This is a genomic window from Pelomonas sp. Root1444 (genome assembly GCF_001426885.1).
GTDB lineage: Bacteria > Pseudomonadota > Gammaproteobacteria > Burkholderiales > Burkholderiaceae_C > Pelomonas.
In genome coordinates, this window is sequence record NZ_LMFP01000028.1 from 751,557 (window position 1) to 777,311 (window position 25,755).

Consider the following 25,755-nt stretch of genomic DNA (forward strand, 5'->3'; position numbering starts at 1 on the left):
AGCAGCTTGAGACAGCGGTCATGGACCTGGGCGGAAGCGACTGACTTGAAGGCGTCAAGGGCGCACGCCGGGCGGCTGCATCGCCATGCCGGCCGAGCGGCGTGCGAGGTGCACCTCCAGCGCCAGCAGCTCGGCGCTGTCCCAGTCCCACACCTTGGCGCGCACACCGTTCAGGCAGCCGCGCAGGCGGCGCTGCAGGCTGCCCAACGACTGCCACTCCAGGCGATAGACCGGATAGTCGTCGACATGCGCTTGCGGGATCAGGCTGCCGCCCAGGCGCAGGCCGGCACGCTCGTCGTGGCACTGCGCGCACGACAGGTTGAGCGCGCCGATGCGGGTCGTGTAGAGACGCTCGCCGCGCTTGGCCGCCGCGTCCAGCTCTGGGCCACGCGGCGGCTGCAACGGCAGGCCGCGCGACTGCTGCGCGACGAGGGCCGACAGCGCCAGCAGCGGCTCGGCCTCGGGCGCCCACGCCGGCTGCTGCTGGTGCCGCACGCGGCAGCGCTGTATGCGGGCGGGCAGATCGACAAGACCGTTGTCCCAGGCCGGGTAGCGCGCGGCGGCACCGCGCAAGGTCTCGGGCTCACCATGGCAGCTGGCGCAGGCCTTGGGGCCGGCGCGCCACTGCTCACGGCCCAGGGCCAACGCGAGCTGCGCGGGGTGCTGGGCGTCGTCGGCCTGCAGTGTGCGCAGCGCCGGGCTCATGGTGTCGCGGCCGGAGCGGCGCTCGTCGGCATGGGCCGCCAGCGCGACGGCGAGAAGCAGCAGCGCGGCTTTCATGTGACCGTGAGCGGGCGCGTCTCGCGGTGTTCGAAGCCGTTGTCGCCGCGCCAGCTGAAGGCGAGCTCGCCGGACTTGCTGGCGCGCAGCCAGAAGGCGAGATAGGGGTTGGCCGAGATCGCGGCGAACAGGTCGGCCGCGAAGACTAGTTCACCATCGAGCCGGCATTCGAAGCGCCGCACGATGTCCCGCGACAGGCGAGCGCCGCCGTCGCTGGTGCGGTAGCCGGTCTCCATCGCGTGGGCGACAGTGGCGCGCACCTCGAAGGGCTCGCCCGCCACGATGACCGTGGGCAGCGTGATGACGGCGCGCGTGACCATCAGCGCCCGCCGGATCGCGCCAAGAGCGCGCTGTCCGCCGCGGGGGACAGTGCGCGAAGCGAGCGTGGGCGCGTCATGGCTCAGGGCTCCACGCAGGCGGCGAGCGTCACGACGACCTCGACACCCGTCTGCCAGCAGCGCCCATCGGCCGCTTGGGCCACCGCCACGATGCGCTGGCTGCGCGCCAGGCGCATGCGGGTGCTGAACTCCGGCTTGCCGCTGGCGGTGCTGAAGGCGACATGCACGACCTCGGGCTCAGGGTTCAGTGGCGTGAACAGCGCGAGGCCGGTGACCGGTTCGATGGCGACGACGCGCACCGGCACCGCGTTGCCGTTCTCCACCAGCTCGGCGATCTCGATCTTCAACGCGCCGTTTCCTTGGACTTGGGGCTCACGGCCGGCCCAGGCGCGGATGGCCGCCCGCATCGCGTCGTCGCTGGCCTGCGCCTCGGGCAGCGCCGCGAACACCGCGCTCGCGACGATGAATTCGCGCCGTTTCATTTCGCCAGCGTGCCGAGGTAGGCCACGATGTCGTCGAGCTGCTGCTCGGTCAGCGCCGGCTTGCCGGCCCAGGCCGGCGCCACGTCGCGCAAGCCTGCCGTCGAGCGGAACGGCGGCATGACGGTGGCCGGGTTGAAGCGGCGCATGTCGGCGATGCGATCGCGCAGGTCCTTCGCATCCAGTCGCGTCGCGATGCCGGCGAGCGGTGGCGCGAGGTTACCCTGGTTGGCATCGCCCGCGGCGGTCAGCGCATGGCACAGCAGGCAAAGCGTCTGCGTGCGGTCGGCCACCAGCGCCCGGCCGCGCTCCACGTCGCCTGCATGAGCGCTGGCTGCGACGAGCAGCAGGGCCGGCCACGCGCGCATCAGGCGAGCTTGTGCCTGGCCAGCGGCAGGTCGCGGATGCGCTTGCCGGTCGCGGCGAAGATGGCATTCAGCACCGCCGGTGCCGCGACCGCGATGGTCGGTTCGCCGACGCCGCCCCAGAAGCCGCCCGACGGCATGCAGATCGTCTCGACGGCCGGCATGTGTTCCATCTTCATGACCGGGTAGGTGTCGAAGTTCTGCTGCTCGACACGGCCTTCCTTGACCGTGATCTCGCCGAACAGCGCCGCCGACAGGCCGTAGACGAAGCTGCCCTCCACTTGAGCCGCGATCTGCTGCGGGTTGACGGCATGGCCAGGGTCGGTGGCGGCGACGATGCGGTGGATCTTCAGCTCACCCGCCTTGCTGACCGACACCTCCGCGCAGGCCGCCACATAACTGCCGAAGCCCATGATCTGCGCGAGGCCCAGGGACCGACCCTTGGCTCTGGGCTTGCCCCAGCCGGCCTTGGCCGCCACCGCGTTCAGCACGGCGAGGTGCTTGGGCGAGCCGGCCAGCAACTCGCGGCGCAGCTCCAGCGGGTCGCGCTTGGCGGCGTGGGCCACCTCGTCGATGAAGCATTCCAGGTAGACCGCGTTCTGGTTCAGGTTCACGCCGCGCCAGAAGCCCGGCGGCACCGTCGGGTTGCGCATCGCATGGTCGATGAGCAGGTGGGGCACCGCATAGCCGAGCACGCCTTCCGCGCCGCTGGCGTTCAGGCCCTGGAAGACGGCGGGGTCCTTCCCGTCCCTGATGTTCTGCGGAAAGATGCCCGCGACGATGCTCTGGCCCGAGATGCGCATATGCAGCGCGGTGAGCTTGCCGGCCGCGTCCAGGCCCGCCGTCAGCTTGCACTGCGTGACCGGGTGGTAGCGGCCATGCGTCATGTCTTCCTCGCGGCTCCAGATCAGCTTGACCGGCGTGCCGGGCAGCTCCTTGGCGATGGCCACCGCCTGGCGCACCCAGTCGTGCACGGCGCCGCGCCGCCCGAAGCCGCCGCCCAGGTGCAGCTTGTAGACCTCGCATTGCGACGGCGGCAGCCCCGAGGCCTCGGCCGCGGCGGCCAACGCCGCTTCGCCGTTCTGCGTCGGCGTCCAGACCTCGCAACGCTCGGGCGTCCCGGGCGTTGCAGCCGTGATGAGGGCGGTCGCGTTCATCACCTCCATCGTGGCGTGGTTCTGGTGCGGGTAGCTGTAGATCGCCTCGACCGTCCTCGCCGCACTGGCCAGCGCCGTGCGGGCATCGCCCTGGCTGCTGCCCACGGCCGCATCGGCGGCGTCCAGCCCGGCCTTCAGCGTGGCCGCCGTGTCGACGCTGTTCTGCGTGGCATTGGCGCCCTCGTCCCAAACGATGGCCAGTGCATCCAGCGCGGTCTTGGCGCGCCACCAGGTGTCCGCGACGACCGCCACGGCCGAGTCGCCCACCTTGACGACCTTCTTCACACCCGGCCGCTTCTCCACCTCGGTGGCATCGAAGCTTTTCAGCTTGCCGCCAAAGACCGGACAGTCCTTGATGGCCGCGTTCAGCATGCCGGGCAGTGGCAGGTCCATGCCGTAGACCTGCGAGCCGTCGAGCTTCGGCTTGGTGTCCAGCCGCTTCATCGGGCGGCCGGCCAGCTGCCAGTCCTTGACGGGCTTGAGCTGGATGTCGGCGGGGGCCGCGAGCTTGGCAGCCTCGGCGGCGAGCTGGCCGTAGCTCAGCCGCTTGCCCGCGTGCTGGACCCAGCCCGCAGCCGTCGTGCACGCCACCACCGGCACATCCCACTGGTTGGCCGCTGCCTGGATCAGCAGCGCCCGCGCCAGCGCGCCGCCCTTGCGCACGTACTCGTGCGACTCGCGCACACCGCGGCTGCCGCCGGTGCTCATGCTGCCCCAGGCGCGGTTGCGGGCGAGGTTCTGGCCAGGCGTCGGGTACTCGGTCTTCACGCGCGTCCAGTCGCACTCCAGCTCCTCGGCCACCAGCTGGGCCAGGCCGGTCAGCGTGCCCTGCCCCATCTCCGAGCGCGCGATGCGGATGACGACGGTCTCGTCCGGGAGGACCTGCACCCAGGCGTTCAGCTCCGGCGTGTCGGCAGCCGCCGTTTGCGCGAGGCCAGGCACATGGAAGCCGACCATCAACCCACCGGCCGCCGCCGAGGTGGCATGCAGGAAACCGCGCCGATTCAGAACGGCGGCGCTCATGCTTTGGCTCCGTCGATGACGATGGGGATCTGCTTGCGCTGCACCTGGCCGGCGGCGAGGTGGATGGCGGCGCGCACGCGGTTGTAGGTGCCGCAGCGGCAGATGTTGGTCATCGCTGCATCAATGTCGGCGTCGGTGGGCTTGGGCTTGGCCTTCAGCAGCGCCGCGGCGGCCATCAGCATGCCGCTCTGGCAGAAGCCGCACTGCGGCACGTCGAGCGCATCCCAGGCCTTCTGCAGCGGGTGCGAGGCGTTCGGCGCCAGGCCCTCGATGGTGGTCACCTTCTGGGTGGGCGTCAGCGCCGAGGCCGGCATCACGCAGCTGCGCACGGGCGCGCCGTCGATGTGGACGGTGCAGGCCCCGCACTGCGCCACCCCGCAGCCGTACTTGGTGCCCGTCAGGCCCAGCTGCTCGCGCAGCACCCAGAGCAGCGGCGTGTCGGCTTCCGCCTCGTACTGCATCCGCTTGCCGTTGACCGTCAACTCCGCCATGCCCGCTCCGCTACGCCACCCTTGGCGGCCGGCAGACTAGCAGGGTCGACACCGCTCTGTCACGCCGTCAGGCCACCGGCCCAGCGGAGCGCACAAAAAAAGAAACCCCAGCCATCCGGCTGGGGTTCAAACCGTCTTCCGCTGTCACGGTAGACGCCTGCTCAGGGAGGAACAGCAGGGGGCCGAAGCCCGAGGGCAATGTAGCCTGGCGTTTCGCATGCGCTTGTAGGACTAGATGCCAATCACATTGCTTTACAGCGTGCCCGCGCGTTCGATTGAGACAAAAAAGCCTGGGCCGCTTGAACGGCCCAGGCTCCTTGCCCAGTGATGTGGCCTGCCCGGAGGGACTCGAACCCCCGACCTGCTGCTTAGAAGGCAGCTGCTCTATCCAGTTGAGCTACGGGCAGACAGAACGCGTGATTATCAGATGAGCACGTTGATGATGGCGTCGCCGATGCCCATCAATGCAGCCCCGGAGATCAGGCCGGCGCAGATGGGCTCCATGCCTTCGACCCAGATGCGATGGCCGCGCGTGCCGGGCTGCTTGTGGCGGCGGCCCATGTAGAAGAACAGCAGCGCGCCGACAAACATCGTGAAGGTGGCTTGCGGCGGCAGCGTGACGCCCAGGCCGATGGCCACCGCCGACAGGCCCGAACGGCCCTTGGTGGCGATGCGCATGCCCTCGATGACGATGGCAGCGACGGCGGCGACGGCCATGGAGATCAACGCCGACGTCGGTAGGCTCGTCAGGCCCTTGGCGATGATGTCGGCCACGCCCTTCCACTGCAGCGCGGCGGGGAAGCCGAACTGGTCGGACACCATGTTGGCCACGGTGGACACGCCGTTGGCGTCGGTCTTGACGAACAGCAGGAAGAACAGCGGCACGCTGGCCAGCACGCCAGCGAGGTTGCCGATGACGTGGCCGATCGCCTGGTGGCGCGGCTTGCCACCCAGCATGTAGCCCGGTTTGATGTCGGACAGCAGGTTGGCGGCGTTGGATGCGACCTCGGCGGTCATGCCGGCCGGTAGCAGGTTGGAGCCGGGGTTGGTGCGGTCCAGCGCGCCCATCGTGAACTGCGTGATCTTGGACAGCGAGCCTGTGGGTGTCCACGACGTCAGCGCCATCGAGTTGGTGCAGATCACCGTCAGCACGAAGATCAACGGCAGCGACACGATGGACAGCCACAGCGGCACGCCGAAGAAGGCATGCGTCACGTAGCAGCCCAACAGGCTGACGATGGGCACGCCGACCCAGGAGATCCACAGCGGCACCTCGATGTCCTTGAGGAGGTCGCTGTTGGCATCGGCCTTGGCAGCCGGCGTCTTGCGCTTGAATGCGCTGGTGAAGATCTCGGGCTTGGCCAGCAGCGACACCAGCGCACCGACGACCATCATCGTCACGCCCCACCACAGCGACCACTGGTTGACGATCTCGACGCGGTTCAGCGGGATCAGCACGCCGTTGGGCCCCAGGCGCGGCGCGATGTCGCCGGCCTGGATCATCAGCGGCGCCAGGATCACGAAGTTGACGATGACGCCGACGAAGCAGCTGGCGGCCACGGCCAGGCCCATCAGGCCGCCTGTGCCGATCAGCGCCGCGTCCACGACGACGCGCAGGCCCAGCGTGCGGAAGTCGGTGCCGAGGATGCTCGGGATGAAGCCGTGCGCCTTGACGGCCCAGGCGTAGTAGTAGTCGTCAATGCGGTCGTGCAGGTGCCAGGGTTCGGCCATGCCGGCCCATTTGTCCATCGCCAGCAGCTTGAACTGCACCAGCTTCATCCAGCCTTCGCCGCAGATGGCTTGCAGCAAGGCCGCGCCCGCGCCGACCCAGCCCAGCAGCTTGGCCTTGAACATGCCCTCGCTGCCCTTGCCGTGGTACAGCGAATCCAGCACGACACCGCAGGCGCGGCCTTCCGGGAAGGGCGCCTGGTCTTCGTTGATGAAGCGGCGCTTCAGCGGGAAGGCCAGCAGCACGCCGATCAATGCGACCAGGAACATCCACACCGCGATGTGCCACCACTTCGGCACATGGCCGGTCACCAACATGTAGGCCGGCAGGCTGGAGATCAGCGCCGTCGTCACGTAGCCGGACGCCGTCGCGATGGACTGCGTGCAGTTGTTTTCGAGGATGGTGTAGTCCTGCGCCAGGCCCGCCGAGTGCAGCGCGCGGAACAGCGCGAAGGCGAGGATCACCGACGTCAGGCCGACGCCCAGCGAGATGCCGGTCTTCGCGCCGATGTACAGGCCCGTGGCCGACAGGATGCCGCCAAGCAGGAAGCCCGTGAGGCCGGAGCGCAGCGTCAGCTGGGCCATGTCGCCGCGGAAGACGTTCTTGAACCACCACTCGTCCTTTTGGGCGCGGGTCCAGGTGGCGATCTGCTCGTCGGTCAGGTGTTGGATGGCCATGAAATCTCGGACCTGGCTTGTGGCCGGCCCAGTGTTGCAGCGAAGGTGCCGCTATTGTCTCGGCCGACCGAGCGGTCGGCCTTCGGGAGATGCCCCAGGGTCGCGGGGCCTCACAAAAAACAAACCCGCCGCGGCTTGCGGCCGGCGGCGGGTGGGCGAACGGCAATTATCACTGCCTTTCGGCGCGGCGCTGGCCGGCTATTTCTGCCCCTGGCCGGCCCGTCGCTCCAACCCCTCATGGATGCGTGCCTTCACCTGCTCGAAGGGCGGCACGAGGCGCGGCCGCACCTCGCTGACCTCGATGACATGCCAGCCGAACTGCGTCTGCACGGGCGACTCGCTGAGGCCGCGCGGCGCCAGGCGCTTGACCGCGTCGGCGAAGGGCGGGGCAAAGTACACCGGCAGGCTCCACCCGAGGTCCCCGCCCTTCGCACGCGAGCCGGAGTCCGCCGAGACCGCTGCCGCCACGGCCTCGAAGGGCTCGCCGCCGCGGATGCGGGCCAGCGCCGCGTGGGCCAGTTCGCGCGTCTGTACCAGCAGGTGCCTGACCCGGTACTCCGTCGACCCGAGGGCGACGAAGCGGTCGTACTCGGCCCGCACCTGCGCCTCGGTGACCGCGGGCTGGCGAGCGAGGCCGGGCTCGTCGGCCTCCAGCAGCGCCCGGTCACGCCTGTGTACGACCCGCGAGGCGGCCACCGCTTCCACCGCGGCGCGGGCATCCACGCCACGGCCTTGCGCGCGCAGCACGCGGGCTGCATAGAACTGCAGGCTGGCCCACTCGGGCCGCCCGGCGGCCACGGCGCGCGCCGCTTCGGCAGCCGGCAGGTCTTTCGCCGCCGGCTGGCGGGCCGTCATCAAGGCTGCGAGCAGCCAGGCGTTGTCCTTGCTCTCCTGCCAGCGCGCGAGGGCATGGCCATGCTCGGCATCGCAGGCCGCGGCATCCGCGGCCTTGGGCGCATCGCTGCAGGCCTGCACCGTGGCGATGAAGTCGAACCATGCATGCCGGCGCAGCACGGCGGCGAGTTCACCCAGCGGACGGTCGGGTGCGACCTGCGGATAGAGCTGCTGGAACAGGTCCAGCGTGCCCATCGCATAGGGGTTGTCTTCGACGCGGTCGAGCTTCTCCATCGCCAGGCGCAGCGGCGCCATGGGCCCGAGCTGCAGCAGCGCCCGCCGCAGCGTGTAGCCGATGGCCGCTTGAACCGGCGCGAGCGCTGCGTCGGCCGCGGCCGCCTGGGCGCGGGCGCTGATCTCGGTCAGCGCGGCATCGGCGCGGGCGCGGTGGCGGACTGCCGGCTCGGCGACGGCGGCGCTGAATTCGGCGCCACGCAGCTGGCGCTTTGTCCATGCGTCCGCCACGGCGGCGTCCCAGTCGGCGTCGCGCACCGCGTCGCGGACCAGGCTGCGCAATGCACCCAGCGTGGCCCAGGGGCGCATCGGATGGTCCGGTACGGCGGCGATGGCATCGAAGGCCTGGCGCGCGGCGACGTAGTCATCACCGTAGAAGAGCGCTGCGGCGCGCTGGTAGGCGTTGAGCGCCTTCAGCCGGGCCGGCGCGCTGGCGGGCAACAAGGCGGGCAGCGGCGGCGCCGCCGTCTTGCCGGGCGCCCAGGTGCAGCGTGCGAAGACGGCGTCCTGGCCGGCGATCCACGCCAGGCGGTCGGCCGCCTTCAATGACGCATCGGCCACGAGTTCGCGCAGCGTGCGCGTCGCGAACGCAAAGGCGTCCGGGCCGCACTGCCCCTCGACGGTGTCGATTTCGCCCGCACCCGCCACTGTCAGCTTGCCCGGGCGGAAGTAGTCCGGGCGCACGGCCGGAGCGCGCTGCTGCAGCGCGCCACGGGCGGCGAGCCAGGCGTCGATCTCGTCGGCGCCCGTTTGAGACACGGCGCTGCCCTCGAGCCAGCTGCCCTTGCGTTCGTGGCTCTCCTTGGCGACGGCACCGACGGGCAGGTGCATGACGCGCCAGGCCACGTAAAGCGACGCACGGCCATAGCTCGGCCGGATCAGCCCGAGCGTACCGCGCGCGTAGGCGCCGTCGTTGGCGGGGCCGACGATGGGGCCCACGTAGCCACGGCGCAGGGTCTCGGGCAGGTCGGTGTCATCGGTTGGCGCGGCGTGGCCCGAGGGCATCAGCGCCAGGGCAGCCAGGGCGCAGCCCAGCCGGCGCAGCGGCAAGCTCATCTTTTTCTTCATGGAATCAGGTGGGAAGGAGGACGGGACGGGTTCGACCAGGCGGTCTCGTCGAACCAGTAAGGACGCGCTGCGCGGGCCAGCAGCACGGGTGATGGCGGGTCGTTGGTGGCAAAGCCCAGGGCGGGGCCGCGGCAGCGGCGCGCCAGGCTGGCGTCGCCGCGTTCGAAGCGCCGGCGCCAGTCCTGGGCGTGCGGCCCGAGGCGATAGAGCATCGGCACGACCTCGTCGACGCTCAGGCGGTCCAGCCAGTCGCCCTGCGTGCACCAATGCGCGAGCGCCGTCACGCTCAGGCGCACGCCGGCGGGCAATGCGGCGCGCGCGGCGGCAACGAGTGCGCGGTAGGCCTCGCGCTGGCGCGGCGGCGCCTCGAAGTCGAGCTGCAGCAGGCCGGCGGCCCGCTGGCCATGGCGGCGCACGGCCGCGAGGACGGCGGCGCGCTGCGCGGGCGTGAAGTCGTCGGGTGCGTCGGCGGCGGACTCGACATGCACGACGGGCATCAGGCGCACGCCGACCGGCAGGGCCAAGGGCTGGGTGCGGCCGCCGCGTTCGACGCGGACGCCGCGCAGCACCAGCGACTCGACCAGCACCGCGGCGTCACGATAAGCAGGGGCGGCCGACGTGGTGCGTGGGCGATGGGGGCCGTTGCTGTCGGGCCAGATCCAGGCGGCGCCACGCGCCAGCGATGCGGCGACTTCGGCTGGCGACGCTGATCTGGCTGCGGGTTCGGCTGCCAAATGCGGGGCGGCATGGGCGAGCACGCTGACCGTCCAAAGCAAGATGCCGGCGGCGCAGCGCAGACGTGCGCTGCGGCGTCGTTGCGATTCCTCCATCGATGCGGCCTCCCTCCGCCGGCGCGGAGTCTAGGTGAGGCGAAGGCGGGCGAAGGTGAGGAAAGCGAGGCCCGGAAATGAATCCAGCCGCCAGGGCGAACGCCATGGCGGCTGGATGAGTAGGTTTGGTCGGGGCGGCGGGATTCGAACTCGCGACCCTCTGCTCCCAAAGCAGATGCGCTACCAGGCTGCGCTACGCCCCGATCAAGCCGGCCATTCTAGCTGACAGAAATGAAGCGCCCGGTGCCGCTGATCAAGGCGGCCTTCACCGGCTCGCCAGGCTGCAGGTTCTGGACTGCCGCAACGTAGCTGCGCATCTGCTCGATGTAGGTCGGCTCGCGCTCGGGCGAGGCGCCGAGCTTGTAGTCCAACACCCACCAGGTGCCGTCGTCCAGTTGCACGAGGCGGTCGATGCGGCGGTCCTCGCCCGCGGCGTTGATCGCAACCTCGTTGCCCGCCCAGCGCAGCCGCGCAGGGTCGAAGAAGAGGCGGCAATCGGGGCTGTGCAGGATGGCATCGGCGGCGCTGGCCAGGCGCTCGCGCGCGGCGGCATCGAGGCCGAAGGCCTGGCCCGATGCCGCGACCAGCACGGCCAGCGGCTGGGTCTGGCCGGCGGCACTGGCCCATTCCAGCACGCGGTGCAGGGCCTCGCCGAGGTTGGCGTTGGCCGCGTCGTCGGCTGCACCGTAGCGCGGCTGCACGGGGGGCGCCTGCCAGATGGGCAACGGCAGGTGCACCGGCGGTGCCAGCGCGAGCGGCATCTCGTCGCCCGCCGCGGCCGACACCAGGGGCAGCGCCAGCGGCGCCAGCCGCGCCCACCAGCTCGCATCCGACGCGCCCCGCCTGGGCGGCGTGCGGCTGACGATGAGCCGGCGCCGCGCGCGCGTCATTGCCACATACAGCGCGTTCAGCTCCTCGCGCTCGCGCAGCGTTTGCTCGGCTTCGACCAGCGGCTTCAAGGCGGGCGGCGGGCGGCGTTCGGAGACCAGGAAGGCCAGCCGCGCCGGCGCCGGTGCGGCCACCGGCCAGTCGCAGGCCAGCGCCAGCGTCTCGGCGCGCGGCGGCGCGGCATCGGCGTCCAGCAGGATGACGACCTCGGCCTCCAGCCCCTTGGCGCCGTGCACGGTCAGCAGTTGCACCGCGTCGTCGGCCGGCGCCGGTGCGAGCTTGGGCGAGCGGGCCTTCAGCGCGCGCACGAAACCATAGAGCTCGGCGAAGCGCCCACCGTCCAGCTCCAGCGCGGCCTGCAGCAGCGCGTTGACGGTGCGCAGCCGGTTCGGCGCCTCGGACGGCGGCGCGGCGGCGATCAGGCGCGGCAGCAGCTCGCCTTCATGGACGATGCGGTCCAGCAGCTCGTGCGGCGTGCAACGCATGGCCGCCTCGCGCCAGGCGACCAGCAGCGTGCGAGCACGGGCCAACGCCGGGCTGGGGTTGGCGATGTCGGCCAGCGCGTCCCACCAGCTGCGGCGTTCGCGCGGCGCGGTGCCCAGCCAGATGGCCGTGCCGGCGGCCTCGGCCAGTTGCAGCAGGTCGGCCTCGTCGACGCCGAAAAGCGGGCTGCGCAACGCGCGGGCCAGCGACAGCGTGTGGCCGGGCGAGGCCAGCGCATCCAGCAGCGCGATCAGGTCCTGCGCGTCGGGCAGGTCGGCCAGGCGGTTGTCCTCCGGCGCGACATGTGGCACGCCGGCGGCCAGCAGCGCCTGGGCCATCTGGCGCAACGGCTCGCGCTTGCGCGCCAGCACGAAGATGTCGCGCGGCCGCAAGCCTTCATCGGCCAGCAGCGCGCGGATGGCGCTCGCCACGCGCTGGCATTCCGGCGCACGGCGGGCCACCTCGGCCTCCACCTTGGCCTCGGTCAGGCTGGGCCGCCAACGTCCGGCATCCCGCGCTTCGGCCGCATCGGCCTCGGCCAGGTCACCGTCCAGCGAGAACAGCCCGGCCGCGTCATCGGAGCCCTGCTCCGTCGTGTGCGGCCTGAAGCCGGGCATCTGCGCCTCGAAGGCCGCGTTGACGGCGGCCAGCACCTCGGGCGCGTTGCGCCGCGTGTGATCGCAGGCGAGGCCGACACCTGCCAGGCCCTCGCGCACGAACTCGCCCGCGGCGGCGAACACGCGCGGCTCCGCCCGACGGAAGCGGTAGATGCTCTGCTTGGGATCGCCGACGATGAAGACCGAGATCTGGCCGCCCCCCGCGCCGGCATAGGCGCTGAGCCAGCCGTGCAGGGCCTGCCATTGCAGCGGGCTGGTGTCCTGGAACTCGTCGATGAGCAGATGGCGCACGCGCGCATCCAGCCGCTGCTGCACCCAGCCGGCCAGCTCCGGCTTGGACAGCAGTGCCAGCGCGCCGCGCTCCAGGTCGTTCATGTCGACCAGGCCGCGCTCGCGCTTGAGCGCCTCGAATTCACCGACCAGCACCTCGGCCAGCCGGGCCATGCGCCCATGCTCGATGGCCGCCTCGTGCTGGGCGATGTTGGCCGCGATGGCCTCCAGCGCGGCGCAGGCGTCGAGCTGCGCGGCCGAGTCGCCCAGGCCCTTCTTGGCGGTGCCGGTCTTGGTGAAGAGCGCCGCCCACAGCGCGGGGAAGGCCGCCTCGTCGGCGAGTGCCAGCGCCTGCTCGATGCATGTCGCCGCGTCGCGCGCCTTCGCGCCCTTGGCGCAGCCCAGCTGGACGGCCAATGAAGCCAAGCCGGGGCGCAGGGCGGCCAGCGGGGCCAGCGGCTCGCCCACGTCCGGCATGCTGCCCTCCAGCACGCCGGCACGCGCGGCCAGCCGCAGCTCGACGCGCTTGTTGAAGGCCGCCAGCAGCCATTCACGCAGGTTGTGCCGGCCGCGCGTCTCGGTCAGCGCCTGGAAGGCCGCGGCCAGCTCCGCGTCCGCCAGCACGCGGGCATGGAAGCGCCGCCAGAGCTGGGGCATCAGCTCCGACTCGTCCTCGACGAGCTGCAGGTCGGCCGACAGGCCTTCGCCCTGCAGCACCGACAGGGGCGCCGCGCGCAGCAGCTGCGAGAACCAGCCATGGAAGGTGCGTATCTCCACCGGCCGCCCGCCGCGCAGCAGCTCGTCCTGCAACGCGGCCAAGCGCGGTGCGGCGGCGCGCGCCACCGGCTGGGCCATGCCGCGGGCGACCAGCTCGGCCACGCGTTGGGCCTCGCCCGCGGCGGCGAATCCGGCCAGCCATTCCTGCAGCCGCTCGCGCATCTCGCCGGCGGCCTTGCGCGTGAAGGTGATGGCAACGATCTCCTGCGGCGCCGCGCCCGCCAGCAGCGCGCGCAGGATGCGCGAGACCAGCATCCAGGTCTTGCCTGCACCGGCGCAGGCCTCGACGACAGCGCTGCGGGCGGGGTCGCAGGCCAGCGCGTAAAAGCGCTCACGCGGAACCAGGGCGCCATCGGCGTAGTAGGCATAGGCGCTCATGACCAGTCGTCCTTGCGGCACAGCCCGCGGGCCTCGCAGAACTCGCAGGCGCTGCCCTCCCCCAGTGCAGGCAGCGGCGCGCCTTGCAGCATCAGCAGCAGGTCCGACTGCAGGCCTTCCCTGAGCTGGCCCGCGGTCGCCGCGACATCGGGATGCTCGACGGCGACGACGCCACCCGGGTCGTCCAACGCCAGGTATGCGGCGGCAAGATCGGGCGTCGCATCCATCAACAGCGCGTAGACGGCCATCTGCGTGTCTTCCAAAGGCTCGGCGACGCGATCCTTCAGGCCCTTGACGCTGCCGGTCTTGTAGTCCAGCAGCAGGCGCTTGCCTTCGGCCGTCGTGTCGACGCGGTCGATGCGCCCACGCAGCACCAGGTCGGCCAGCGCGCCATCGAAGGGACGGCATTGCCGATCCAGCTCGCCTTCGCTGAAGGCCTGGCCTTGGGCTTCCGCGGCCGCCAGCCAGTCGACATAGCGTGGCAGCAGGCGCTCGAAGCTGGCCTGCCACGGCAGGAAGTCGGCCTCGTCCAGGCCGAGGCTTTCCGCCGCGGCGGCGGCGCGCAGCTGGGCCGTCGCGTCGCCCGGCTGGCGTGCGGTGTGGAAGCGGTGCAGCACCGCGTGCAGCCAGGTGCCGTAGTCGCGCTTTTCGGGCTCGGCCTCCAGCTCGTCGGCCTCCTGCAGGCCCAGCAGATGCCGGCTGAAGAACTGGTAGGGGCAGCGGCGCAGCGACTCGACGGCGCTGGCGCTGAGGGCCGCCGGCAGCCGCGCGGCGGCCACGCTTGCGCGGGGCAGGGGTTGCGGCGTGATGCTTTGCGGCAGGCGATCGTCGACCCAGTGGCGCAGCGGCGATTCGCGCCCGGCGCGACGCGCGGCGACGGCCAGGCGTTCGATCAGCGGGCTGGCGGGTAGCGGCTCGGCGCCGGCGCGGGTGCAGCGCAGCAGGGTCAGCACCGGCGCACGCAGCGCCTGCGCAAAGGCCTGGGCCTCGGCCTCGCGCTGCCGGGCCTGCGTCGGCAGGCCCAATGCGGCGGCGTCGGCCTCGCTGAGTAGGCTCAAGCCGCGGCCGCCGCGGCCCAGCGTGTCTGCGTCGGCACCCGGCAGCACCAGCGCGCCGAAGGGCCGCAGCATCGCCCGCACCAGCGGCGTGATGACGACCGGCGCCTGGCCAGCGTCCTCGGGCACGTACTGGCCCGCCTCGAGCACCTCGCCGACCCAGGCCAGAAAGCCCGCGCCATCGAGCCTCGCATCGCTCAGCACCGCCTCGTGCGCACTCCCCGGCCAGGGGTTGCGCGACAGCCAGAGCGCCTCCAACACGCCGGCGCCGCCTTCCAGGCCCGCGAGCGGCTCGGGGCCGAGGGCGCGTTTCAGGTCGAACAGCCACTGCAGCAGCGACCGCCGCCCGCCGCCGGCCAGCGGCGCGAGTGCCTGCCGCCGCGCCTGCCACAGCGCCCGCGCCGGCAGCTTGTCCATCGCGTCCAGCACCTCGGCGCGGCGGATGCGGCGGCGCCGGCACAGGGCCTCCAGCGCATCCAGCGCCGCCGACGGCTCGGCGCTGAGCTTGAGCCAGGCCAGCCAATCGTCCACCGCGCCGCCGCCCAGCGCTGCGCGCAGCAGCGCCATCAGCGTCGACGCGGCCGGCGTGGTTGCCAACGTCCAGCCGGTTTCGTCATGCATCGGCAGGCCTTGGCGGGACAGCAGCGCCCGCACGCGGCGCACGACGACGCGGTCCTGGGCGATCAGCGCCACCGGTGCGCGGCCGGCGGCCAGGTGCTGCAGCACGGCGACCGCGCTGGCCTGCGCCAGCGTTTCGAAATCGGCGCACAAGGCCTCTTCGACATGGGCGACCGGCTCGGCCAGTTGGTCCAGGTCGAGGTCGGTGTCCAGCCACAGGGCCGGCACATCGCCGCCCGCCAGCAGCGCTTGGGCCAGCGGATCGGGGCCGCCGGCCTGCAATGCGATCCAGGCGTTGGGGCGGTGGCGGAACAGCGCGTCGGTGGCCGGCGTGCGGTCGTCGGACGCCGCCCAGGCCAGGGCCACCAGCGCCAGCGCCCGTTCGGTGCCGCCGACCGGGTCGTCGGTGAGGTGCTGGCGTGCGGCTTCGAACCAGGCGCCACGCGCGGCCGGGTCCTGCTGGCCGGCGGCGCGGGTGAAGGCATGGGCCGTCTCGACGAGGCGGGCCAGGGCCAGGCGGTAGGCGCGCGGGTCCTCGCGTTTCAAGCCCTGGGCCCAGCTCTGCTGGGCGATCAGCGCGTCCGCGGCGAGGGCATCCACCGGCGCGTCGCCGCTGATCTGCCCCGGCTGGGCCAGAGGCGATGGCCCGAGGGCCGAGGCGAGACTGCGCGTCGTCGCCAGCACCGGCTGCCAGCCACCGCGCGCCAGGAAGGCCCGTCGGGCCGGCGCCAGGTGCTGGGCGAACGGCAGCAGCAGCACGGCGTCGCGCGGGCTGGCCCCCTGCCCGGCCAGCCAGTCCGCGCAGGCACCCGCCACGCGGCGCCAGAAGGCGTCGATGTCTTCACCGGGGACGAGGCCCAGCTTCAAGGATTGCAGCACTTGTAAAGCGGGCCTCCCGCCCTGACGTTCTTTGCCTGCCACCGCTTCGGTCACCCTCGCGACCGTCCGGGCAAAACTGCTATGTCACAATGATTTTGCCTACTCGGACGGTGCCTTCGCGGCGACCGCCAACCCTTTCAGGCCAAGGAATCCTCCCATGAGCAGCGAATTGATCAAGCATGTTTCCGACGCGTCCTTCGACGCCGACGTGATCCAGTCCGGCAAGCCGGTGCTGGTGGACTACTGGGCCGAATGGTGCGGCCCCTGCAAGATGATCGCGCCCATCCTGGACGAAGTCGCCACCGGCTACGGTGACAAGCTGCAGGTCGCCAAGATGAACGTCGACGAGAACCGCGAAGTGCCCGCCAAGTTCGGCATCCGCGGCATCCCGACGCTGATGCTGTTCAAGGACGGCCAGCTGGCCGCCACCAAGGTGGGTGCCCTCTCCAAGGCCCAGTTGACCGCCTTCCTCGACGCGAACCTATAATCGCGCCCAACTGCTGCGGTGCTCCCCGCGCCTCCCGGCGCCGCGCCGCAGCAGCGAAAGCCAACACGCCCCGAGTTCCAAGGAACTTAGCCAGCGTGGACTCGGCTCCCCCTCCCTCCACTGAGTTAGTTGTCGAATCGCGTCGCTCGTCGTTGGAGCGATAGACATTCGGTCCTGTTCCGGGGCGGCCGTGGAATCGTCGTTGTGCCTTGGCTGGCGCTGCGACCCCTGACGGGTACTCACCCATGCATCTTTCCGAACTCAAAGCGCTCCACGTCTCCGCCCTCATCCAGATGGGCGAAGAGCTGGAGATCGACAACGTCACGCGCCTGCGCAAGCAGGAGCTGATGTTCGCCATCATGAAGAAGCGCGCCAAGGCGGGCGAGCAGGTCTTCGGCGATGGCGTCCTCGAGGTGTTGCCGGACGGCTTCGGCTTCCTGCGCTCCATCGAGGCCAGCTACATGGCGTCGACCGACGACATCTACCTGTCGCCCAGCCAGATCCGCCGCTTCAACCTGCACACCGGTGACCTGGTGGAAGGCGAAGTGCGCGTGCCCAAGGACGGCGAGCGCTACTTCGCCCTGGTCAAGGTCGACCGCGTCAACAACCAGACGCCCGAGGAGAGCAAGAACAAGATCATGTTCGAGAACCTGACGCCGCTGTTCCCGAAGGAACAGTTCCGTCTCGAACGTGAGAACTTCAAAGGCGAAGAGAACATCACCGGCCGCATCGTCGACCTGATCGCCCCCATCGGCAAAGGCCAGCGCGCCCTGATCGTGTCGCAGCCCAAGACGGGCAAGACCGAGATGATGAAGAGCCTGGCGCACGCGCTGGTGGCCAACCATCCGGACTGCCACCTCATCGTGTTGCTCGTCGACGAGCGCCCCGAGGAAGTGACCGAGATGATCCGCACCGTGCGCGGCGAGGTCATCAGCTCCACCTTCGACGAGCCCGCCGCCCGCCACGTGCAGGTGGCCGAGATGGTCATCGAGCGCGCCAAGCGCCTGGTGGAGCTGAAGAAGGACGTGATCATCCTGTTGGACTCGATCACCCGCCTGGCCCGCGCCTACAACAACGTGCTGCCCAGCTCCGGCAAGGTGCTGACCGGCGGCGTGGACGCCAACGCGCTGCAGCGCCCCAAGCGCTTCTTCGGCGCGGCGCGCAACATCGAGGAAGGCGGCTCGCTGACCATCATCGGCACCGCGCTGATCGACACCGGCTCCAAGATGGACGAGGTGATCTACGAAGAATTCAAGGGCACCGGCAACTGCGAAATCCACCTCGATCGCCGCATGGCCGAGAAGCGCGTCTACCCGTCCATCCTGATCAACAAGTCCGGCACGCGCCGTGAAGAGCTGCTGCTCAAGCCCGAGATCCTGCAAAAGAGCTGGATCCTGCGCAAGCTGCTCTACAACATGGACGAAATCGAGGCGATGGAGTTCATCCTCGACAAGATGAAGGCGTCGAAGAACAACCTGGACTTCTTCGACATGATGCGGCGCGGCGGCTGACCCTTCCCGGCCCCAACTAGCCAAACCGCCGGGAAGCGCGCTAGAATCGCGGGTTTTCCGCCCAGACACCCCGGAAAGTGCGCCCGCCAAACCTGGCCGGCGTGGCTCCCGACCTAGCCAAGAGGTTCCCATGAAAGAAGGCATTCACCCCAACTACCGCGACGTCGTCTTCGTCGACCAGTCCAACGGTTTCCAGTTCGTGACGCGTTCCACCGTCCAGACCAAGGAAATGATCGAGCTGGACGGCAAGAAGCTGCCGCTGGTGAAGCTGGAAACCACCAGCGAATCGCACCCCTTCTATACCGGCACGCAAAAGAGCGTGGACAACCTGGGCGGTCGCGTCGAGAAGTTCCGCAACAAGTTCCGCGTCGGCATCAAGAAGTAATTGGCACGGCGGCTCGCGCCGCTGGGTACGCAAGGGCAGCCTAGGCTGCCCTTTGTCATTGGTGGCCCGGGGCCTTGCCACCGGTTCTGCGGCATCATGCCGGCCGTCCGATCGAACTTTCCCGCGTGAATCTCCCCACCCCTGCCATCGTCGCCGAGCGCGGTGTCGAGCGCCTGCCGCGCCTGGCGCTGCTGCTGCTGTGCGCGGCCTACCTGCTGCCCGGCATCTTCGGCCGCGCGCCGTGGCGCAATGCCGACCTGACGGCCTTCGGCTTCATGGCCAGCATCGCCGACGGCCGCGCGCCGTGGTGGCAGCCGGCCATCGCCGGCATCCCGGCCGAGGGCGGCCCCCTGCCCTACTGGCTGGGCGCGCTGGCCATCAAGGCCTTGCCTTTCCTGGACGCCCCCGTCGCCGCCCGGCTGCCCTATGCGCTGGTGCTGGCCGGTGTGTTCGTCGCGGTCTGGTATGCCAGCTTCCACCTCGCCCGCACCGAGGCCGCTCAGCCGGTGGCGTTCGCCTTCGGCGGCGAGGCCCAGGCGGTGGACTACGCGCGTGCGCTCGCCGATGGTGCGCTGCTGGCGCTGATGGCCTCCCTGGGCCTGCTGCAGCTGGGCCACGAGACGACACCGGAGCTGCTGCAGCTGCTCGCCGTGTCCGTCTACCTCTACGGCCTGGCCGCCGCGCCCTTTCGCCGCAGGCGCTCGCGGCTGGCGGTGTTGGTGGCCCTGCCGGTGCTGGCGGCCAGCGACGCGCCGGCAGTCGCCTGTGCGCTGGGCCTGCTGGGCGTTTTGCTGAACCACCGCTCCAGCTATGCCGAGGCGAAGGCGCAGCGCATCTGGCTGCTGGGCTCGCTGGCAATGGCCTTGCTGGCCGCCTGGGCCTTCCATGGCTGGGCGTGGCGCGTGCATGCGAGCATCGACGCCGCTTCGCTGTTGAGCCTGCTGGCCTGGTTCTGCTGGCCGGCCGGGCCGCTGGCGCTGTGGACGCTGTGGCGCTGGCGGCGCCACGGCTTGCGGCGCCACATCACCGTCCCGTCGATCGCGCTGCTGGTGCCGCTGGTGGCCTGCATCGCGATGGACGGCGCAGACCGCGCGCTGCTGCTGGCCCTGCCGTCGCTGGCCATCCTGGCGGCGTTCGCGCTGCCGACGCTGAGCCGTGGTTTCGCGGCGGCCGTGGACTGGTTCTCGGTGTTCTTCTTCAGTGCCGCAGCGCTGTTCTTCTGGCTCTACTACCTGTCCATGCACACCGGCTGGCCGCCCCGGCCGCTGGCCAACCTGCGCCGGCTGGCCGAGGGCTTCGAGCCGCAGTTCAGCTTGGTCGCCCTGGTGTTCGCTGTCGCCGCGACCACCGCCTGGCTGGCCCTCGTGCGCTGGCGCACCGCGCGGCATCGCCATGCCCTGTGGAAGAGCCTGGCGCTGCCCGCCGGCGGGGTGTCGCTGGGCTGGCTGCTGGTCATGAGCCTGCTGCTGCCGCCGCTGGACTACGCCCGCAGCCTGGCGCCGCTGGTGTCGCGCCTGGAGGCGCGCATGCCTGGCGACGTGCGCTGCCTGGCGGCGCCGGGCCAGAGCCTGCCTACGCTGGCCGCGCTGGAATGGCATGGCGGCTGGCAGGTGCAGGGCCGCGGGTCGCTCGGCACCACGCCCTGCACACACGCTGTCATCAGCGCGGGCCAACCCGCGCCGCGCGGCTGGCAGGTGGTTGCACAGGTCAAGCGCCCGACCGACCGCAGCGGCAGCGCCGGCCTGGTGCTGCTCAGGCGTCAGTGATCCGACAGCGCGGCCGCGTTGAAGGCGGCCTCGTCGCCCAGCGCTGAATCGCTGGCCTGGCGCACGCGCGCAGCAGGGAAGACGAGGCGGAAGCGCGAGCCCTTGCCGACCTCGCTCTGGATCATGAGCTCGCCGCCATGGCGCTGCATGACGTGCTTGACGATGGACAGGCCCAGGCCCGTGCCACCGGTTTCGCGCGAGCGGCTGCCGTCGACGCGGTAGAAGCGCTCGGTCAGCCGCGGGATGTGCTCGCGCGCGATGCCCAGGCCGGTGTCGATGACGGTCAGCTCGCCGCTGCCGTCTTCCAGTTGCCGCCAGGCCACCTCCACCTCGCCGCCGTCCGGCGTGTAGCGCACGGCATTGGTGACGAGGTTGGCGATGGCGCTGAGCAATTCGCTCTCGATGCCGGCCAGCTCGACGCCGGTGGCGGGCTTGAGGCGCAGCCGGTGGCGGCCGGCGGACAGCGCCTCGGCATCGGCGGCGATGCGCAGCAGCAGGCCGTCGAGGCTGGTCCATCGGTCGGGCGCCGGGCGCGGGCTGCCTTCGAGCTGGGCCAGCGTCAGCAGGTCGGCGACCAGCGTCTGCATGCGCTGCGTCTGCTGGGTCATCAGCACCAGCACGCGCTCGCGCTCGACCGCCGTCAGCGGCAGGGAATGCATCGTCTCGATGAAACCGGCCAGCACGGTCAGCGGCGTGCGGATCTCGTGCGAGACGTTGGCGACGAAGTCGCGCCGCATGGCCTCCGAGCGCACGCGCTCGGTGATGTCCAGCGACAGCACCAGGCGCATGCCCTCGCCGTACTCGCGCACGACGATGGACAGCGTGCTTGGCGCCCGGCCGGTGCCCAGCACCAAGGGTTCGTCGAAACGCCCAGCCTGCAGGTAGGCCACGAAGGCCGGCGCGCGCACGAGGTTGGTGATGCGCTGGCGCAGGTCGCGTTGCGGGTCCAGCGAGAAATGATCGGCCGCGACACGGTTGCACCAGACGATCTGCTCGTGCGAGTCTAGCATCAGCACACCGTTGGGCGAGGCCTCGATGGCGGACAGGAACTGGTCCAGCTCCAGCCGGCCGCGGGCCACAGCGCGGTCGCGGTCGCGCATGGCGCGCTCGACGCGGTAGCCCAGCTCGCCCCACAGCCCGGTGTCGCGCGGCGCGTTGTCGAGCTGGTTGCCGCGCAACCAGGTCAGCAGCCGGTTGCCGCGCACCACGTCGACCAGCAGCACGACGCTGACGCCGCTGGCAATACCCAGGGCCAGGCCCAGGCCGTCGGCGCCCGTGAGCTTGCGCACCACCACACCGACGACGAACCCGAAAAGTACAGCGCCGAAGGCCTTCAGCAGTCGAGACAGCAGCCAGGTCATGTACTGCGGACCCGGCTCAGGCCGAGAGCGCGCTGCTCTGCTGGGTCAGGCGGTAACCGGCCCCGCGGACGGTCTCGATCATGCGGGCGCATTGCACGCGCTCCAGCGCCTCGCGCAGCCGCTTGACGTGAACGTCGATGGTGCGCTCTTCGATGAAGACATGGTCGCCCCAGACGCGGTCCAGCAGCTGCGAGCGGCTGTGCACGCGCTCGGGATGCGTCATCAGGAAATGCAGCAGCCGGAACTCGGTGGGGCCGAGCTTGACCTCCATGCCATCGCGGCTGACACGGCGCGTGCCCGGGTCAAGCAGCAGCGGGCCGACCTCGACCGCGCTGTCCAGCGCCTCGGGCGCCTTGCGGCGCAGCACCGCGCGGATGCGCGCGAGCAGCTCGTTGGTCGAGAACGGCTTGGTGATGTAGTCGTCGGCGCCGGCATCCAGGCCGGCGATCTTGTCGCCCTCCTCGGCGCGGGCCGTCAGCATGATGATGGGCAGCTCTTTGGTGCGTGCCGCGCCGCGCCACTGGCGCGCCAGCGCCACGCCGCTCTGGCCGGGCAGCATCCAGTCCAGCACGACGAGATCGGGCAGCACACGGTCCACTTCATACTGGGCCGCGTTCGCGCTGGCCGCCAGCGTGACCTCGAAGCCGGCGTGACGCAGATTGATGGAGATCAGCTCGGCGATCGCCGATTCGTCTTCCACCACCAGGATTCGACTCATTCGCTCGCTCCCGTTCAGCGGACCATGGTTTCGACGGTTTCCGGCGAGTTGTGCCGGACGTCGGTCCCCTTGACCACGTAGATGACGACCTCGGCCAGGTTCTTGGCATGGTCGCCGACGCGCTCGATGGCCTTGGCGACGAAGACCAGGTCGATGGACGAGGAGATGGTGCGCGGGTCTTCCATCATGTAGGTGATGAGCTTGCGCAGCAGGCCGTCGAACTCCTTGTCGATCTCGTCGTCGTGCTTGAGCACGTCCAGCGCCCGCTCGACGTCAAGCCGCGCGAAGGCGTCCAGCGCCTTGCGCAGCTGGCCGGTGGCCAGCTCGGCCTCGAAGCTGAGGTCGGACATCGGCACGCGCAGGCGGCTGGAGACGCCGCTGGCGACCAGGCGCTGCACGGTGCGGGCGATGCGCGCGGCCTCGTCGCCGACGCGCTCGAGGTTGGCGATGCTCTTGCTGATGGCGATCAGCAGGCGCAGGTCGCGGGCCGTGGGCTGGCGGCGCGCGATGATGGTCGAGAGATCGCGGTCGATCTCGATTTCCATCGTGTTGACGCGGCCCTCGCGGGCCAGCACTTCGTCGGCCGACTCGGGGCTGAAGTCGCTGAGGGCCTGCACCGCCTGGGCCACCTGGGCCTCGACGAGACCGCCCATTTCCAGCACGCGGGTCGAGATGCCGCTCAGTTCGGCATCGAATTGGGTGGAGAGATGCTTGTCGACCATTCCGTTCTCCTGGATCAGCCGAAGCGGCCGGTGATGTAGTCCTCGGTGTCCTTGCGCTTGGGCTTCATGAAGAGCTCGGCCGTGGGGCCAAACTCGATCAGGTCGCCCAGGTACATGTAGGCCGTGTAGTCGGAGCAGCGCGCCGCCTGCTGCATGTTGTGGGTCACGATGGCGACCGTGTAGTCGCTCTTGAGCTCGTGGATCAGTTCTTCGATCTTGCCGGTGGAGATCGGGTCCAGCGCCGAGCAGGGCTCGTCGAGCAGCAGCACCTCGGGCTTGATGGCGATGCCGCGTGCGATGCACAGGCGTTGCTGTTGCCCGCCGGAGAGGCCCGAGCCGCTCTGGTTGAGCTTGTCCTTCACCTCGGTCCACAGCGCGGCCTTCTTCAGCGCCCACTCGACGCGCTCGTCCATCTCCACGCGCGGCAGCGTCTCGAACAGCTTCACGCCGAAGGCGATGTTGTCGTAGATGGACATCGGGAACGGCGTGGGCTTCTGGAAGACCATGCCGACCTTGGCGCGGATCAGCGAGACATCGTCCTTGCTGGAGAGGATGTCCTCGCCGTCCAGCAGGATCTGGCCTTCGGCGCGCTGCTCGGGGTAGAGCTCGAACATGCGGTTCAGCGTGCGCAGCAAGGTGCTCTTGCCGCAGCCCGACGGGCCGATGAAGGCGGTGACCTTGTTCTGGGGAATGTCGAGGTTGATGTTCTTCAGCGCGTGGAAGCTGCCGTAGAAGAAGTTCAGGTTGCGCACCGAGAGCTTGGCGCGCTCGCTCAACGGGGTTTCGATCTTGGCGTCCATGAGATCGGGTCCTTAGTGTTTGTTCTTGAAGAGCACGCGGGCCAGGATGTTCAGCAGCAGCACGCCCATGGTGATCAGGAAGACGCCGGCCCAGGCCAGCTTCTGCCAGTTTTCGTAGGGGCTCATCGCGAACTTGAAGATCGTCACCGGCAGGCTCGCCATGGGGGCGCTGACGTCGCTGGTCCAGAACTGGTTGGACAGCGCCGTGAACAGCAGCGGCGCGGTCTCGCCCGACACGCGGGCCAGCGCCAGCAGGATGCCGGTGATGACGCCGGCACGGGCCGCCTTCAGCGTGACGGTCAGGATGACCTTCCACTTGGGCGTGCCCAGCGCGTAGGCCGCCTCGCGCAGCGCGTTGGGCACCAGCGTGAGCATGTTCTCGGTCGTTCGAATGACGACCGGGATGACCAGCAGCGCCAGCGCCAGCGAGCCGGCCAGGCCGGAGAAGGTGTGCATCTTCGCGACGACGACGGCGTAGACGAACAGGCCCACGACGATGGAGGGCGCCGACAACAGGATGTCGTTGATGAAGCGCACCGCGCCGCCCAGCCAGGTCTTTTGGCCGTACTCGGCCAGGTAGACGCCGGCCAGGATGCCCACGGGCGTACCCACCAGCGTGGCCAGGCCCACCATGACGAAGCTGCCGAAGATGGCGTTCGCCAGGCCGCCGCCCTCGCCCTGCGGCGGCGGCGTCATCTCGGTGAAGGTGGCCAGGTTGAGGCCGCCGATGCCGAGGTAGATGGTCTCGAACAGGATCCAGATCAGCCAGAACACGCCGAAAGCCATGGCGCCGAGGGACAGCGTCAGCGCGACGGCATTGGTGCGCTTGCGCTTCTTGTGCATCGCCAGGCGGCGGGCGTCGAGGGCGGCACTCATGAACGTGCTCCTTCATTGCGCTTGAGGCGCAGCAGCAGCAGCTTGGAGATCGTCAGCACGACGAAGGTGATCAGGAAGAGCACCAGGCCGAGGTACATCAGCGAGGCCTGGTGCAGGCCTTCGCCGGCTTCGGCGAACTCGTTGGCCAGCGTCGACGTGATGCTGTTGGCCGCTTCGAAGACCGACAGCGAGTTGAGTTGGTTCATGTTGCCGATGACGAAGGTGACCGCCATCGTCTCGCCCAGCGCCCGCCCGAGGCCCAGCATGATGCCGCCGACCACGCCGGTCTTGGTGTAGGGCAGCACCACCTTGGAGACGACCTCCCAGGTCGTCGCGCCCAGGCCGTAGGCGCTTTCCTTCAGCATCGGCGGCGTGACTTCAAAGACGTCGCGCATCACCGAGGCGATGAAGGGAATGATCATGATTGCCAGGATGATGCCGGCCGACAGGATGCCAATGCCCACCGGCGGGCCGGAGAACAGCGCGCCGAGATAAGGCACGCTGCCGAACAGCGCCTGCAGCGGCTGCTGCACGAAGGTGGCGAGGATGGGGCCGAACACGAGCAGGCCCCACATGCCGTAGACGATGGAGGGCACGGCGGCCAGCAGCTCGATGGCGATGCCCAGCGGGCGCTTCAACCAGCTGGGCGACAGCTCGGTCAGGAAGATGGCGATGCCGAAGCTGACCGGCACGGCGATGACCAGCGCGATGAACGAACTGGCCAGCGTGCCGTAGATCATCACCAGGCCGCCGAACTTCTCCTGCACCGGGTCCCATTCCGCACTGGTCAGGAAACCGAGGCCGAATGCCTTGAGGGCCGGCGTGGCGCCGATGATGAGCGAGCCGATGATGCCGGCCATCAGCGCCAGCGTCAGCCAGGCCGCCCCCTGTGACAGGGCGGCGAACAGCGCGTCGGCCCAGGGGGCGACGCGGCGGCGCTGGGGCTTGGGGCTCATCGGCGCGGTCTGCGGTTGGCTTCGGTCGATGCCGGCATCACCGGCGGGAAGGATGGCTGCCAAGGAACCTCCGGAAGGACGGGTCAGAAGAGAGGGCGCGGCGACAAAGGCAAAGCCCGGCGATGCCGGGCCATGCGGTCAGC

21 protein-coding genes and 2 tRNA genes are annotated in these 25,755 nt (G+C 70.2%); 4 read left to right on the forward strand and 19 right to left on the reverse strand.

The window, feature by feature from the left end; all coding sequences use genetic code 11:
- Positions 1-54 precede the first annotated feature (54 nt).
- From soxA to ASD35_RS21240, 13 genes are all read right to left on the reverse strand, one after another.
- Positions 55-780, reverse strand: a complete 726-nt coding sequence (gene soxA / locus ASD35_RS21180; protein WP_056876916.1) for a sulfur oxidation c-type cytochrome SoxA — start codon at positions 778-780, stop codon at positions 55-57.
- Complete coding sequence (locus tag ASD35_RS21185) at positions 777-1,100, reverse strand: thiosulfate oxidation carrier complex protein SoxZ (RefSeq protein ID WP_056876917.1); 324 nt, start codon at positions 1,098-1,100, stop codon at positions 777-779. The genes soxA and ASD35_RS21185 overlap by 4 nt, the downstream gene beginning before the upstream one ends.
- Before the next feature lie 80 nt (positions 1,101-1,180).
- The gene (locus tag ASD35_RS21190; protein WP_056876918.1) at positions 1,181-1,600 is read right to left on the reverse strand and encodes a thiosulfate oxidation carrier protein SoxY; all 420 of its coding nucleotides are present in this window, start codon (positions 1,598-1,600) and stop codon (positions 1,181-1,183) included.
- A complete protein-coding gene (gene soxX, locus ASD35_RS21195; protein ID WP_056876919.1) occupies positions 1,597-1,965 on the reverse strand; it encodes a sulfur oxidation c-type cytochrome SoxX in 369 nt (122 codons plus the stop codon). The genes ASD35_RS21190 and soxX overlap by 4 nt, the downstream gene beginning before the upstream one ends.
- Positions 1,965-4,142 carry a xanthine dehydrogenase family protein molybdopterin-binding subunit gene (locus ASD35_RS21200; RefSeq protein ID WP_056876920.1) on the reverse strand — a complete coding sequence of 726 codons (2,178 nt, stop codon included), beginning with the start codon at positions 4,140-4,142 and terminating at the stop codon, positions 1,965-1,967. The genes soxX and ASD35_RS21200 overlap by 1 nt, the downstream gene beginning before the upstream one ends.
- Positions 4,139-4,633, reverse strand: a complete 495-nt coding sequence (locus ASD35_RS21205; RefSeq protein ID WP_056876921.1) for a (2Fe-2S)-binding protein — start codon at positions 4,631-4,633, stop codon at positions 4,139-4,141. Before ASD35_RS21205 ends, ASD35_RS21200 begins: the two co-directional genes overlap by 4 nt.
- Positions 4,634-4,963: 330 nt before the next feature.
- Positions 4,964-5,040, reverse strand: a tRNA-Arg gene (locus ASD35_RS21210).
- Positions 5,041-5,056: 16 nt separating this feature from the next.
- Complete coding sequence (locus ASD35_RS21215) at positions 5,057-7,039, reverse strand: OPT family oligopeptide transporter (RefSeq protein ID WP_082580328.1); 1,983 nt, start codon at positions 7,037-7,039, stop codon at positions 5,057-5,059.
- Between the two features lie 198 nt (positions 7,040-7,237).
- Positions 7,238-9,235 carry a peptidylprolyl isomerase gene (locus ASD35_RS21220; protein WP_056876922.1) on the reverse strand — a complete coding sequence of 666 codons (1,998 nt, stop codon included), beginning with the start codon at positions 9,233-9,235 and terminating at the stop codon, positions 7,238-7,240.
- A complete protein-coding gene (locus ASD35_RS21225) occupies positions 9,232-9,993 on the reverse strand; it encodes a hypothetical protein (RefSeq protein WP_235538411.1) in 762 nt (253 codons plus the stop codon). The genes ASD35_RS21220 and ASD35_RS21225 overlap by 4 nt, the downstream gene beginning before the upstream one ends.
- Positions 9,994-10,191: 198 nt before the next feature.
- A tRNA-Pro gene (locus ASD35_RS21230) sits at positions 10,192-10,268 on the reverse strand.
- A 15-nt stretch (positions 10,269-10,283) separates the two neighbouring features.
- Positions 10,284-13,478, reverse strand: coding sequence for an exodeoxyribonuclease V subunit beta (locus ASD35_RS21235; RefSeq protein ID WP_056876924.1), 3,195 nt, complete (start codon positions 13,476-13,478; stop codon positions 10,284-10,286).
- The gene (locus ASD35_RS21240; protein WP_157275692.1) at positions 13,475-16,030 is read right to left on the reverse strand and encodes a PD-(D/E)XK nuclease family protein; all 2,556 of its coding nucleotides are present in this window, start codon (positions 16,028-16,030) and stop codon (positions 13,475-13,477) included. Before ASD35_RS21240 ends, ASD35_RS21235 begins: the two co-directional genes overlap by 4 nt.
- Before the next feature lie 157 nt (positions 16,031-16,187).
- Between ASD35_RS21240 and trxA the strand changes: the two genes are divergently transcribed.
- The 4 genes from trxA to ASD35_RS21260 all read left to right on the forward strand — a co-directional run bounded on the left by trxA (position 16,188) and on the right by ASD35_RS21260 (position 20,179).
- Entirely contained in the window at positions 16,188-16,517 is a 330-nt protein-coding gene (gene trxA / locus ASD35_RS21245) for a thioredoxin TrxA (protein ID WP_056876926.1), read from the forward strand.
- Positions 16,518-16,762: 245 nt separating this feature from the next.
- A complete protein-coding gene (gene rho, locus ASD35_RS21250) occupies positions 16,763-18,028 on the forward strand; it encodes a transcription termination factor Rho (protein WP_056876927.1) in 1,266 nt (421 codons plus the stop codon).
- A gap of 130 nt (positions 18,029-18,158) precedes the next feature.
- Positions 18,159-18,413 carry a type B 50S ribosomal protein L31 gene (locus ASD35_RS21255; protein ID WP_056876928.1) on the forward strand — a complete coding sequence of 85 codons (255 nt, stop codon included), beginning with the start codon at positions 18,159-18,161 and terminating at the stop codon, positions 18,411-18,413.
- 125 nt (positions 18,414-18,538) lie between these two features.
- A complete protein-coding gene (locus ASD35_RS21260) occupies positions 18,539-20,179 on the forward strand; it encodes a hypothetical protein (protein ID WP_056876929.1) in 1,641 nt (546 codons plus the stop codon).
- Here ASD35_RS21260 and phoR read toward each other — a convergent pair.
- From phoR to pstC, 6 genes are read right to left on the reverse strand one after another with little or no spacing between them, the layout of a single operon-like run.
- Complete coding sequence (phoR, locus tag ASD35_RS21265; protein WP_056876930.1) at positions 20,173-21,540, reverse strand: phosphate regulon sensor histidine kinase PhoR; 1,368 nt, start codon at positions 21,538-21,540, stop codon at positions 20,173-20,175. The two genes, ASD35_RS21260 and phoR, sit on opposite strands and share 7 nt — an antisense overlap.
- Positions 21,541-21,556: 16 nt before the next feature.
- Positions 21,557-22,258 carry a phosphate regulon transcriptional regulator PhoB gene (phoB, locus tag ASD35_RS21270; RefSeq protein WP_056876931.1) on the reverse strand — a complete coding sequence of 234 codons (702 nt, stop codon included), beginning with the start codon at positions 22,256-22,258 and terminating at the stop codon, positions 21,557-21,559.
- A 14-nt stretch (positions 22,259-22,272) separates the two neighbouring features.
- Positions 22,273-22,980, reverse strand: coding sequence for a phosphate signaling complex protein PhoU (phoU, locus tag ASD35_RS21275; RefSeq protein WP_056876932.1), 708 nt, complete (start codon positions 22,978-22,980; stop codon positions 22,273-22,275).
- Between the two features lie 14 nt (positions 22,981-22,994).
- Positions 22,995-23,780, reverse strand: a complete 786-nt coding sequence (pstB, locus tag ASD35_RS21280) for a phosphate ABC transporter ATP-binding protein PstB (RefSeq protein WP_056876933.1) — start codon at positions 23,778-23,780, stop codon at positions 22,995-22,997.
- Positions 23,781-23,792: 12 nt separating this feature from the next.
- Positions 23,793-24,656, reverse strand: coding sequence for a phosphate ABC transporter permease PstA (gene pstA, locus ASD35_RS21285; protein ID WP_056876934.1), 864 nt, complete (start codon positions 24,654-24,656; stop codon positions 23,793-23,795).
- Entirely contained in the window at positions 24,653-25,612 is a 960-nt protein-coding gene (pstC, locus tag ASD35_RS21290) for a phosphate ABC transporter permease subunit PstC (RefSeq protein WP_082580401.1), read from the reverse strand. The genes pstA and pstC overlap by 4 nt, the downstream gene beginning before the upstream one ends.
- Between the last annotated feature and the right edge of the window lie 143 nt (positions 25,613-25,755).

What these genes read in the sequence shown, in the direction of transcription:
- soxA (WP_056876916.1), bottom strand. Translation starts at nt 780, where the DNA reads ATGAAAGCCGCGCTGCTGCTTCTCGCCGTCGCGCTGGCGGCCCATGCC.
- ASD35_RS21185 (WP_056876917.1), bottom strand. Translation starts at nt 1,100, where the DNA reads ATGGTCACGCGCGCCGTCATCACGCTGCCCACGGTCATCGTGGCGGGC.
- ASD35_RS21190 (WP_056876918.1), bottom strand. Translation starts at nt 1,600, where the DNA reads ATGAAACGGCGCGAATTCATCGTCGCGAGCGCGGTGTTCGCGGCGCTG.
- soxX (WP_056876919.1), bottom strand. Translation starts at nt 1,965, where the DNA reads ATGCGCGCGTGGCCGGCCCTGCTGCTCGTCGCAGCCAGCGCTCATGCA.
- ASD35_RS21200 (WP_056876920.1), bottom strand. Translation starts at nt 4,142, where the DNA reads ATGAGCGCCGCCGTTCTGAATCGGCGCGGTTTCCTGCATGCCACCTCG.
- ASD35_RS21205 (WP_056876921.1), bottom strand. Translation starts at nt 4,633, where the DNA reads ATGGCGGAGTTGACGGTCAACGGCAAGCGGATGCAGTACGAGGCGGAA.
- ASD35_RS21215 (WP_082580328.1), bottom strand. Translation starts at nt 7,039, where the DNA reads ATGGCCATCCAACACCTGACCGACGAGCAGATCGCCACCTGGACCCGC.
- ASD35_RS21220 (WP_056876922.1), bottom strand. Translation starts at nt 9,235, where the DNA reads ATGAAGAAAAAGATGAGCTTGCCGCTGCGCCGGCTGGGCTGCGCCCTG.
- ASD35_RS21235 (WP_056876924.1), bottom strand. Translation starts at nt 13,478, where the DNA reads ATGAGCGCCTATGCCTACTACGCCGATGGCGCCCTGGTTCCGCGTGAG.
- trxA (WP_056876926.1), top strand. Translation starts at nt 16,188, where the DNA reads ATGAGCAGCGAATTGATCAAGCATGTTTCCGACGCGTCCTTCGACGCC.
- rho (WP_056876927.1), top strand. Translation starts at nt 16,763, where the DNA reads ATGCATCTTTCCGAACTCAAAGCGCTCCACGTCTCCGCCCTCATCCAG.
- ASD35_RS21255 (WP_056876928.1), top strand. Translation starts at nt 18,159, where the DNA reads ATGAAAGAAGGCATTCACCCCAACTACCGCGACGTCGTCTTCGTCGAC.
- phoR (WP_056876930.1), bottom strand. Translation starts at nt 21,540, where the DNA reads ATGACCTGGCTGCTGTCTCGACTGCTGAAGGCCTTCGGCGCTGTACTT.
- phoB (WP_056876931.1), bottom strand. Translation starts at nt 22,258, where the DNA reads ATGAGTCGAATCCTGGTGGTGGAAGACGAATCGGCGATCGCCGAGCTG.
- phoU (WP_056876932.1), bottom strand. Translation starts at nt 22,980, where the DNA reads ATGGTCGACAAGCATCTCTCCACCCAATTCGATGCCGAACTGAGCGGC.
- pstB (WP_056876933.1), bottom strand. Translation starts at nt 23,780, where the DNA reads ATGGACGCCAAGATCGAAACCCCGTTGAGCGAGCGCGCCAAGCTCTCG.
- pstA (WP_056876934.1), bottom strand. Translation starts at nt 24,656, where the DNA reads ATGAGTGCCGCCCTCGACGCCCGCCGCCTGGCGATGCACAAGAAGCGC.
- pstC (WP_082580401.1), bottom strand. Translation starts at nt 25,612, where the DNA reads ATGAGCCCCAAGCCCCAGCGCCGCCGCGTCGCCCCCTGGGCCGACGCG.